The organism is Brevibacterium sp. HMSC08F02 (assembly GCF_001807555.1).
Taxonomy (GTDB): domain Bacteria; phylum Actinomycetota; class Actinomycetes; order Actinomycetales; family Brevibacteriaceae; genus Brevibacterium; species Brevibacterium ravenspurgense.
Genome location: NZ_KV789351.1, coordinates 61817 through 72573 on the forward strand (window position 1 = coordinate 61817; position 10757 = coordinate 72573).

Sequence of the window (10757 nt, forward strand, 5' to 3'; positions counted from 1 at the left end):
TGGGACTATTACGCGTGCAGCTGCGCGGATAAGAGGCCGAAACCCGAACAAGTCGCAAGCTAGGGCAGCACCACGCCGACTTGCCGCAGCAAACTCGCCAGTCGTCCCGGAACAATGACATCCCGCCATTCGATGCGCAGAAACCTGTAGCCCATGCGCCGAAGCTGTTCTTCACGGCGTTTTTCTTTTCGGTAGACCTCCGGCGGCACACTGCCATTCGGGTCTTGGTACTTAGCCCACCCGTCGAACTCGACAATCAAACCCCAGTGCTCCAAAAAGAAATCCACCCGCGGCCGGTATGACTCACCGGGCAGGGGGAACGACACTTGCTGCGCTATTTTCCACCGCGAGTCCTCCGGACAGCACCTGAAACCCAGCTCATAAAAACGAAAGTAGGCAAGTGCCTCACCTGCGGATTCCGACAATCCGCGCATCTCTTTAAGCCAACTCAACATGGTGACCGTCCGCCTGCCCGCCGAGCACTCCTCAAACTGGCGAAATACTTCAGCCAACTCATCAATGACGACATGGAACCGATCGGCGGAAGGCACACCCGAGGCCCGCCCATGAGCCCGGAAGCGAATGTGTCGATCGGCGATGGCAAAGCCCTCGGCTCCGCCGACATCCCGGAGCAGGTCGAACATCGTCCAATCTGCACTCACTGCTCGTAGCTCAGGCAGAGCGCTCACCGGCGAAGTAATGTGCTCAGCAGGAATTGCTCGTTGGCGATGTATTCGGTGAGTCCGTGAGAAAGGTCGTTCCGGACCGCTTGTCTGTAAGCGCGCTGGAGGATCAGTGGGCAGTTCCATGCCCCAAAGCACAGCCGCGGTAGCGTGACTCAAGATCGCCTGACCTGAATGCCCAAAGGCCACCGCCCAACCCGCATGATGGGCTAGCTTCCGCAAATAGACTGACGAGCCCTCGTCGGACAACAGTTCAGGTCGGTCTACAAAACACGCAAAAGCTCTGTGTGCCTCTTGTTCGCACAATCGCTCGACGGCATAAACACCCCTGGCCAATCTACTGAGACAGCATCCAACTGCACGAGCTGCCTGATGCGCCATTGCACCAGCAGGAAGGGCACTGACCACAAAGACATTGTTCATGCGTCCCAGACTGCTGGTCGACGAACCCCTGGGAAAGACCAGACCGCGCAGCTGTGGACAAACAGGTCATCTGTTTAAAAGCAGCTAAACCCGAACGGCCTGAGTAAACATCGAGGTCGGACGCGTATTTCTAAACTTAAGCACGGAATCGGGAGCGTCTGGTCCACAGCTGAAGGCACTCAAGTGCGCCGGAAATGACACGGAGTTGTCCGGTTTCGGGCCCGATGTCCGCCTACCTGCACGGACAACAAACAGAAAACCGAACAAGTCCCCCGCAACGCCAAAAGGCCCGCGCACCTTGCGGTACACGGACCTTTGATGCAGGCACTGCGTGCCCCAAGTCGGATCTGCCCTGGCGGGCGAAGATCAGCGCTTGGAGAACTGCGGAGCCTTGCGAGCCTTCTTGAGACCAGCCTTCTTGCGTTCGGGAACGCGAGCGTCACGCGTGAGGTAACCGGCCTTCTTCAGTTCAGGACGGTTGTTTTCACGGTCGATTTCGTTCAGCGAACGGGCGATGCCCAGACGGACAGCACCGGCCTGGCCGGAGGGGCCACCACCGGAAATGCGCACGAAGACGTCGAAACGGCCTTCGAGGTCCAGCAGGCGGAAGGGTTCGCGAACGAGCTGCTGGTGCATCTTGTTCGGGAAGTAGGCTTCAAGGTCACGACCGTTGATCTTCCATTCACCGGTGCCGGGGACCAGGCGGACGCGAGCGACAGCGCGCTTGCGACGGCCAACGCCCTGGCCGGGAGCGGTGAGCGATTCGCCGCGGCCACCGGCCACGGTTTCGCCGAGACCAGCCGAAGCCGGGGTTTCGGTCGAGTACGACGTCATTTCGACGTCCTCGTTCAGGTTCTGGTTGTCAGCCACGATTCTCCTCGGTTAACTGAGCCTTGGGCGCTTACTGCGCGACCTGGCTGATTTCGTACTTCTGCGGGTTCTGCGAGGCGTGCGGGTGCTCAGCACCTGCGTACACCTTCAGCTTGCGCATCTGGGCACGGCCGAGGCGGTTCTTGGGGATCATGCCTGCAACAGCCTTCTCCACTGCACGCTCGGGGAACTTCTCAAGGAGCTCTTCGTAGCTGAGGCTCTTGAGACCACCCGGGTAGTTGGAGTGGCGGTAGGCGCGCTTCTTTTCCAGCTTGTCGCCGGTCAGCACAATCTTGTCCGCGTTGATGATGATGACAAAGTCACCCGTGTCGATGTGAGGTGCGAATTCCACCTTGTGCTTGCCGCGCAGCAGACGAGCTGCCTGCGAAGCAAGGCGACCGAGAACGACGTCAGTGGCGTCGATGACGTGCCACTGGCGCTCGACATCGCCGGGCTTTGGTGTGTACGTACGCAAAAGTTGCCTTCTTTTCGTCTCTAGCTTCCAAGCCACACACGTCTGCCTGACAAGGTCGTGAGTCTTGTTCAGCAGTACTTGACTTGCTTGAGGTGCACGGTACGCGTATACATTTCCCGCTTATCCTGCAACGCGACTAGAGGTCTGCGGCGTGTGTATCTGACGTACAGCGACTGTCAATGTTAGCCCGGAAGCACACACCTTTGCAAAACGGGGCTCATGTGAGGTTGAGCGCGTGTGCTGGACTGCTCTCACGAGGTGGAGGTCGGCCTGATCTTCTTGTTTGGGTTCTGTTCGAAGGGTGTCCAGGCACACGGACTTCGAACACAGAAACGCTTCGGCGGGCAGCTCCCCTGTGGGAACTGCCCGCCGAAGCGTTTACGTCTTAGAACTTCAGAGCTTCGAGAATCTCAGATTCAGTTCACGTCTGCGTTCTTGCGGCGTGTGAGGACAAGTGCACCAGCACCGGTCAGCAGCAGCGCAACTGCCGCAGCGGCAGCCAGGCCGACTTCAGTACCCGTACGCGGCAGCGGCTTGTTAGCAGCTGCGCCCGGCTTCTTGTCACCAGCTTCAGGCTTTGCCTTGTCACCGGCTTCGGACTTGTCCTTGTCACCGGCCTCAGGCTTGTCCTTGCCGCCATCTTCGGGCTGTTCGTCCTCAGCAGGCGCGTCGGCAGGAAGGACGTTCACGGGGATTTCAACCTTGCCGCCGATGGGCAGCGGGTTGTTGTCCCACCATCCGGCGTTCGGAGCAGCAATGAGGGTGGCGGTCATCTTCGGACCCTTCACCGGCTCGGCCTTACCTTCGTCTGCCTTGCCTTCGCTCGCAGCTTCGGCACCGTCAACCTTGCCGCCGGCCTTCGGTTCGTCCTTCTTGCCGGCGTCCTTCGAGGCGGTCACCTTGAACTTCACTTCGGACTTGCCTTCAGGCACCGAGTCGAACTGTGCAACGTTCTTCTTGTCCTTGACGGCGTAGTCGCCAAGGTCAACCGAAACACCCTTCGGCAGGTCGAGGGTCATCTGCAGCGGGCCCTCGATCTTCTTCTTGGCGTTGAACTGAACGCTGATTTCTTCGGTGGTGCCAGCCTTGATTTCGAAGGCGTCGTCCTTGTTCGACGGGTGCTTGATGGAGACTTCGAGATCACCGTTCTTCATAACGTCCAGCGCGGCATCAGCCTGGCGCTCGTCCTTGTCGGCCTTCACCTTCTTGCCCTCATCCTGGCGAGCGTTGAAGTAGGCTTCCCAGATTTCGAAGTCGGTCAGACCGGACTGTTCGAACTTGCCGTTGGCGAAAGCGGTGAAGTTGTCACCACCGGCTGCCAGGAAGGACAGGGTGGCAACGCGGTAGGTCTTCTTCGGGTCGATGTCTTCGCCGTTGACCTTGACGGATACAACGTGCTTGCCGCGTTCAGCCGTGGAGTCGTAGATGACTTCGAGTTCCTTGGAAATGCCCAGGTGCAGGAACGGACGCGAAGAGCCTTCAGGCTGCCACTGCTGTTCGAACAGCTGGATGACGTCCGAGCCCTTGAGCGACACAACTCCGTGGTCGTTGGCGAAGGGAAGGACCTGGTTGAGTTCAGCAACTGTGACTTCGCCCGGCTTTTCGCCGTTGAAGATGTCATCAACCTTCAGGTCGGTGCGCAGACCGCCCGGGTTCGTAATGGCGAAGTCTGACTTCTCCAGCTGGGTCAGGCCGGTGCCTTCGTTGAGTGCGTCAGCAACGAGGTTGCCGAGCGTCGATTCAGCACCGCGGTCTTCCTGGCCGTCGTCTTTAAAAGCGCGCGTGATGTCTTCGTCGATTTCACCGGCGACTTCCTTGCCGATTTCATTCGACTTTTCGGTCGCCGCCTTGATGATTTCGCCGGTCTTGCCGATGACCTCTGTCGAAGCGTCCTGGCCCTTGGTGTCGATGATTTCCTGGCTGTCGATGGTCCAGCTGCCATCGCCCTTCGAGGTCAGGTTGACCGCAGCGACGTTCTTGCCGTACTGGCCAGCCTGCATGACGGGGACGGTGTTCTCGCCCTTCTTGTAGGTGCAGTTGACCGGAACGTGGGTGTGGCCCAGGAAGAATGCGTCAACGGAATCGTCTGCGGCGTCAAGAATGCCCTTGACTTCCTTGCTCTTGCCGAGAGCTGCTTCGCAGCTGTCGCCCTCAGCCGAGCCGTTCATACCGACGTGAGCCTGAACGATCGTGACGTCCGGGGCTTCACCCTCCGGCAGTTCCGCGATCTTCTTCGAGGTGCGCTCGACGGCTTCGGCAGTCTTGCCGAAGTCCAGCATGTCGATTCCCGAAGGGCTGACAAGTGTTGCGGTTTCCTGCGTCACAACACCGATGACGGCAATCTTGATGCCGTCCTTTTCGATGATTTCGTAGTCCTTGACGCCGTCCGAAAGCTCCTTGGTGCCCTTCTTGTAGACGTTCGCGGCCAGGTGCGGGAACTCCGCCTTGTGTTCGCCTGCCAGCACGCGCTCGCTGAAGTCTTTGAAGCCACGGTCATATTCGTGGTTGCCCATTGCCGAGGCATCGAGCCCCAGAGCGTTGAGGTAGTCAATCGTGGGCTCGTCTTTCTGAGACGACGAAACGTAGGTGCTTGCACCGATGTTGTCACCAGCGGACAGCAGAACCGAGCTGCCCTCAGCCTTCGCCCGTTCGTTTTCCACCGTCGAGGCCATTGCCTGACCGTCCGGGTCGGCAATACGTCCGTGGAAGTCAGTGATTCCCAGCACCTGGAGCTTGGTGCCCTCCGGGGCTTCTGCAAAAACCGGCATTGCGCCGAGAGGTGCGACGAGTACGGCGGCGGCAGCGCCTCCGTACAGCGCACGGCGTGCTTTGAGCATGTTCAGTCCTTAAGCTTCTGATTCAGCGCTGTTCGCGCGTTTCTGAAAAAGGTCTGAGCACAGTGTTACAAATCTGAGATCTTTTTGGGGACTTTTTCATGAATTCCATATGGATTGTTCGTAAAGAGGCCGCGTCGCCCACTAGCTTTCGCCCAGCTCAGCCGAGCTTCGCCGGGCCCGGGTCTGCTCAGCCCGCGCGGCCCACTCTGCTTCCGGCGGATAGCCCACCTCTTCCATCACGAGCCCCTCTCCGGGGGCGATGTAGAGCGGTTCCGGGCTTTCACCTCGTAAGTTGGCGTGCTCAAGAAGCTCAGCCGGATACTCAGCCGACCACGCGCCCGTGCCCACCCGAATGAGGCCGCCGACGATCGCGCGGACCATATGGTGACAGAAAGCATCGGCGCGCAGGCGGAAGACAATCACCCCGTCGGCATCGCGGCCGACCGAGATCTGCTGCAACGTGCGGATGGTCGTCGAATCCGGGCGGGGTTTGCAGAACGGCAGGAAGTCGTGCAGGCCCAGCAGCCCAGCAACGGCCCGGGCCATGGCGTCAGCATCAAGAACACCCTTGTGGCGGACCGTCGCGGCGGCCAGCAGAGGATCAAAAAACGAATCGTCATCAGCCAGCCGATACGAATACGACCGCCACTGTGCCGAGAAGCGCGCATCGAAATCATCTGAGACCGCAGAGGCCCCGTGAATGACGACATCGTGGGCATCCAACCGGGTCAGCGCACCCCGCAGGCGGCTGACCAAGGCCGATTCAGGTGTGCGCGGATTGCCGTCCCGATCAGCCCGGCGCTGCCCCACGAGCGCGGCGATCTCTTCTTCACCCAGGTCCAGGTGAACAACCTGTCGGCGGGCGTGCACTCCCGCATCGGTGCGTCCGGCTACAACAGTGCGCACGGGGGTGCGGCAGACCAAAGCGAGCGCCTCTTCCAGTGTCCCCTGGACGGTGCGCAGCCGCGGCTGCACTCCCCACCCGTGGAAGTTGGTGCCGTCATAGCCAAGATCGAGTCGAAACCTCACGAACGAAACTCTACGACGGGCTCCGCTTCGACGTCTTGGTACTCCATGGGCAGAAGCATCGGAAAGGCGGCCCGCAGGACAACAGCCGTCGGCTGGCGCCGCTGCGCGGTGTATTTGGCAACCGCCAGGTTGTAGTAGCGGATTCCAGAGACGATCCGACCTTCGATGATCCGCATCTGCGCGTGCAGGTCGATTGCCGCGCCCAGGCTCTGGCGGTGCCGGTCTACTTCAATGAGTCCGATGGCAAGCGCATCGATCGCGTGCGTCAAACGCTCTTCAGCCTGGCCGATTTCGGAAGCGTCTTTGACGGTTTTGGCCCGCCGCAGGGCATCCTGCACAGCTTTTTGGTGGTGCTCGTCCTGCTCCGAATGAGCGGTCGCCATGCGCAGGTACTCGGGAACGAGAGCGTGCCGGTCGGTGCGCACCTGGTCCAGCTGCCGTCGGGCTTCACTCACGAGGTCAAGCGCCAACCGCAGCTGCGAACCTCGGGTGTACAGGAGGTAGGCCAGACCCAGGCACAGGACAACGACAACGGTCACGAGGATGATCTCAGCCATTGCGCCTCCCTTGTCCCATGTCTGCCCTCTGGCCTGCCGCGCGAGCTGCACTCATGCTATCGGCAGCACCCGGTACCGGAAAGGACTCACCGGACTGGTGGCCGAAAGTTCACCTTCGAGTGTTCTGGGCGTACCTCGGGGGCCACCTGTGTGGACGATCCTCAAACTGTGAGAGTTGCGATTGTTGCTGAAACTTTTCTGCCCCAGATGAATGGTGTTGTCGGAAGTCTCCTCAAGGCGATTGAGCACATCACCGAACGCGGCTACGAAGCCCTCGTCATTGCTCCGGGCACCCGGATGGGCGGTCCGCGTGAGTACATGGGCGTGCCGATTGTCTACGTTCCCTCACTGGCGTTCCCCGCTTACAAAAGGCTGCGTGTAGCACCCGGCGGCGTGGCTCGCATTCGCCGCATCCTGGCTGATTTCGCACCCGATGTTGTGCACATCGCCTCCCCGTTTCTGTTGGGCTGGCGTGCGGTGCAGGCCTGCCAGGAGCTCAACATCCCCTCGGTCGCGGTTTACCAGACCGAAGTGCCGGCCTACGCGGCTCGCTACGGACTGACCGGAGTGGAGTCCATGCTGTGGGGCCACGTGCGCAATATTCACAACCGCGCCACCATGACGCTCGCCCCGTCTACCCCGACGATTGAACAGCTGGAATCGCACGGTGTTGACCGGATTGCCAAGTGGGCCCGAGGTGTCGACGCTGCCCGCTTCCACCCGGACCGCAGGTGCGAGGAATGGCGACAGTCGGTGGCCGGTGGGAAGAAGATCATCGGCTACGTGGGCCGGCTGGCCGCGGAAAAGCAGGTGGAGAACCTGCGGGTGCTGGCCGATGTGCCGGACACCAAGATCGTCATCATCGGCGAAGGTCCGCTTATGGGCCGCCTGCGCGCCGAACTGCCGAACGCGCACTTCACGGGCTTCCTCGGCGGTGAGGCTCTGGCCCGCGCGGTTGCAGGCTTTGATCTGTGCATTGCGCCGGGTGAGTTTGAAACGTTCTGCCAGACGATTCAGGAGGCCATGGCTTCCGGCGTTCCGGTGGTCGCGCCGGCGCGCGGGGGCCCGCTGGATCTGGTTGACCATTCGCGCACCGGTTGGCTCTACGCTCCGGGCGATGTTGCTGGTCTGCGCGATCGCGCTCTGGATCTGCTGGGTGACGATGCCAAGCGCCGCGCCTTTGCGCAGGCTGCTCGGGCCGAAGTCGAGTCCCGCACGTGGCGCGGAGTGTGCTCGCAGCTGATCGGCTACTACGCTCAGGCGATCGCCGCTCACGAAAACCTGGCGCACGCCCGGTGACTGGCACCTCGGCGGTGTGCTGAGGTGCGTTTCCCGGCCCGGCACCTCGTGAGTTCCGGGGCCTAGGCCCCGGTCCCGGAGATTGCAGACTTAGTCTCCCGAGCTGCCGCCCGGCTCTTCGACCAGGCCGCGCGCCTCGAGTGCGGCTCCGGTGTCGATGGCGTAGCGCACGGTGCCGAGCACGACCGGCACGGAGCGCGCCCGGAGTGATCTTTCGAGCCCGCGAGCGCGGGCGGAGTCTGCGGCGAGCCCCACTAGGTCGGCAATGTAGGACACGCTGCGGATGGTGAGCGCTGCGGCAAGGCCCACCGTTTCAGGGCGCACGCCCACCCACCCCAAGGGCTTGGCTGCTGCGGTGAAGACAAGCAGCAGTTCGCTGATGCTGGTGGTCAGGATCAGCACGGACGCGCCGATGACGCCGGCGAGCATGGCTGTGGCGACTCGGGCGGCGGTGGGCACGTCGGTGAAGATGAGGTTGCCGACCACCAGAAGCAGCATGACCGGCCACATGCGCACCAGCGGCAGGATGATTCTGCCCAGCGGCAGGCGCGCGGTGAGTGCAATGAGCACGATGAGCACGAACACCGCCCCGTTGACCCAGGCGTCGCGCACGACGATGACGGGCAGACTGGTGAGCACCAGGGCGATCACTTTGACCCACGCCGGCGTGCGGTGCAGCCAGCCGGGAATCGGCCATCGCACGCCGAGGAACTCACCGCGACGCCGCTGAACCGTGCGCGGCTTCGGCATGGCCGACTGCGGAATCATGCGGGGCTGGTGGGTTGGGATGGTTGGGTCGGCTGGGCTGGCTGCGTGGGCACGGTCAGCGCTGGCTGACGAGCCGCCACTTGCTGACGAGGCGCCACTTGCTGACGAGGCGCCACTCCCCTTGTGTTCGTCAGTCATCGTCGTGCGGGTCGGGGTTGTGCGGGGTGTTGCGGCTGCGGGTGCTGCGGGCGGCTTTGACGGCGGCTTCGCGGTAGTGGGCGATTGCCTGGTCAGCGGGACCGTCGAATGCAATGGCGCCGTCGTCAATGACGAGTGCGCGTTCGGCATCGGCTGCGAATTCGAGGTCGTGGGTGGTGGTGATGATCTGCACGCCACGGTTTTCGGCAAGTTCATCGAGTGTGTCGCGCAGGAGTGTGCGGTTTGTCAGGTCGAGCAGGGTTGTCGGTTCGTCCATCAACAAGACGCTGGGTTCAACCGTGAGGACGGAGGCGAGCGCCACCAGCTGGCGCTGTCCGCCGGAGAGTTCATAGACCGAACGGTCGGCTAGTCCGGTCAGGCCGAGTTCGTCGAGTACGGCAAGCGATCGTTCGCGCCTTTCGCGTTTGTTCTTGATGCGCCTGAGTGAGAGTTCGATGTCTTCGATGACGGTCGGCATCACCAGCTGAGCGGCCGGGTCGGTGAACACGAAGCCGACGTTCTGGCGAACCGCGCGCCCGTCATCGACGGTGTCCTTGCCGTCAACGGCGACCCTGCCCCACGTTGGCTGGGTCAGGCCGTTGATCATCCTCAGGAACGTGGACTTGCCCGAACCGTTGGCGCCGATGACGGCCACGCGCTGCTCATTGATTTCGCAGGTGAAAGGGCCTGCCAGGGTGCGCCATTGGCGCTCTGGACCGCTCTCTGCGGAATCAAGAACAGCGGCGTGGGCGCCGTCGAAGACAATTTTGGCCATGAACGTCGTGTGAGATCAGCGGCGTGCGAGAACCGGGAAGGCCCGCAGGACCATGACGGCCAGGAGTGCTGCAACGGTGGTCTTGATGACGTCACCGGGCCAGTAGGCCATGTCGGCAACCGTGGCGGCGCCGAACGGGATACCGCCGTTGATCGACATGCCGGCAATGCCCATGAAGTGCAGAAGCACCGATGCGGTCAGCAGGGATCCGAGGATCATCATGACGACTCGTCCTGCACCGGAGAAACGGCGGTAGGCAAAGCGGGCGGCCCAACCGGACAGCAGCGTGTAGAACGGGAAGCCCAGAATGAAGCCAGCCGAGGGTCCGGCGAGAACGCCGATTCCGCCTCGTCCGCCTGAGAACACGGGAAGACCGAGGAAGCCCAGGGCCAGGTAGAGCAGCACGGCGATGAAGCCGCGGGTAGGGCCCAGCACCATGCCGGTGAAGGCCAGCATGAGGGTCTGCAGGGTGATCGGGACGCCGACTGGGCCAACCGGGATCGGCGGCACGAGTGCGAACACCCAGATGAGCGCCGCAAACACGGCGACAAGGGCAACGGACAGGCCGGCAGAAATGCCCTGCCCGCGGGCGCCGGTCTGCGGCGCGGAAACGTTGGTGGAAGTCATGAGGAGCATCGTACCTGAACACTGTTCAGGTACAGAAATCGGCTGGATTGTTCTTCGGCCCTGCCCACCTCAGGAAAACCACGAGGCGCCGCCCCGGCTGGAACCGGGCCTCCACCTTGTCATGGTGCTGAGGCAGCCACCCCAACCCCGCCCCACGCCTTAGCAACAAAAACACCCCTTAGCAGTGGTTGCTAAAGCGCAGATCCCGGCCAAAGGGAGTCTCCGCACGGCTAACGGGTGGGTTTGTTGCTGACGGGAGTTTTTCTGGTTGGCGAC

General features: G+C 62.0%; 10 protein-coding genes. 1 reads left to right on the forward strand and 9 read right to left on the reverse strand.

All coding sequences use genetic code 11. The features are described from left to right. Positions 1-59: 59 nt before the first annotated feature. The 6 genes from HMPREF3172_RS04215 to HMPREF3172_RS04240 all read right to left on the reverse strand — a co-directional run bounded on the left by HMPREF3172_RS04215 (position 60) and on the right by HMPREF3172_RS04240 (position 6874). On the reverse strand, positions 60-644 hold the full coding sequence (locus HMPREF3172_RS04215; RefSeq protein WP_061941877.1) for a PDDEXK family nuclease: 585 nt from the start codon (positions 642-644) through the stop codon (positions 60-62). An 828-nt stretch (positions 645-1472) separates the two neighbouring features. After that, positions 1473-1940, reverse strand: a complete 468-nt coding sequence (gene rpsI, locus HMPREF3172_RS04220) for a 30S ribosomal protein S9 (protein WP_070515819.1) — start codon at positions 1938-1940, stop codon at positions 1473-1475. 67 nt (positions 1941-2007) lie between these two features. Next, a complete protein-coding gene (gene rplM / locus HMPREF3172_RS04225; RefSeq protein ID WP_019176036.1) occupies positions 2008-2451 on the reverse strand; it encodes a 50S ribosomal protein L13 in 444 nt (147 codons plus the stop codon). Between the two features lie 416 nt (positions 2452-2867). Further along, positions 2868-5288 (reverse strand): bifunctional metallophosphatase/5'-nucleotidase, encoded by a 2421-nt coding sequence (locus HMPREF3172_RS04230; protein ID WP_070515685.1) that lies wholly within the window; start codon positions 5286-5288, stop codon positions 2868-2870. Between the two features lie 141 nt (positions 5289-5429). Then, on the reverse strand, positions 5430-6317 hold the full coding sequence (truA, locus tag HMPREF3172_RS04235; protein ID WP_070515687.1) for a tRNA pseudouridine(38-40) synthase TruA: 888 nt from the start codon (positions 6315-6317) through the stop codon (positions 5430-5432). Beyond that, a complete protein-coding gene (locus HMPREF3172_RS04240) occupies positions 6314-6874 on the reverse strand; it encodes a LemA family protein (protein WP_070515689.1) in 561 nt (186 codons plus the stop codon). Before HMPREF3172_RS04240 ends, truA begins: the two co-directional genes overlap by 4 nt. 207 nt (positions 6875-7081) lie before the next feature. On the opposite strand from HMPREF3172_RS04240, the gene HMPREF3172_RS04245 reads away from it, so the two are divergent. Further along, positions 7082-8173, forward strand: coding sequence for a glycosyltransferase family 4 protein (locus HMPREF3172_RS04245; RefSeq protein ID WP_083281411.1), 1092 nt, complete (start codon positions 7082-7084; stop codon positions 8171-8173). Positions 8174-8263: 90 nt separating this feature from the next. On the opposite strand, the gene HMPREF3172_RS04250 is transcribed toward HMPREF3172_RS04245, so the two are convergent. Genes HMPREF3172_RS04250 through HMPREF3172_RS04260 form a run of 3 tightly spaced genes read right to left on the reverse strand, consistent with a single transcriptional unit; the run spans position 8264 to position 10481 of the window. Next, complete coding sequence (locus HMPREF3172_RS04250) at positions 8264-9079, reverse strand: energy-coupling factor transporter transmembrane component T family protein (RefSeq protein ID WP_256173181.1); 816 nt, start codon at positions 9077-9079, stop codon at positions 8264-8266. Continuing rightward, positions 9072-9854: an ABC transporter ATP-binding protein gene (locus HMPREF3172_RS04255; RefSeq protein ID WP_070515695.1), complete on the reverse strand. Its 783-nt coding sequence runs from the start codon at positions 9852-9854 to the stop codon at positions 9072-9074. Before HMPREF3172_RS04255 ends, HMPREF3172_RS04250 begins: the two co-directional genes overlap by 8 nt. A 15-nt stretch (positions 9855-9869) precedes the next feature. Next, on the reverse strand, positions 9870-10481 hold the full coding sequence (locus tag HMPREF3172_RS04260) for a biotin transporter BioY (protein ID WP_239233702.1): 612 nt from the start codon (positions 10479-10481) through the stop codon (positions 9870-9872). Between the last annotated feature and the right edge of the window lie 276 nt (positions 10482-10757).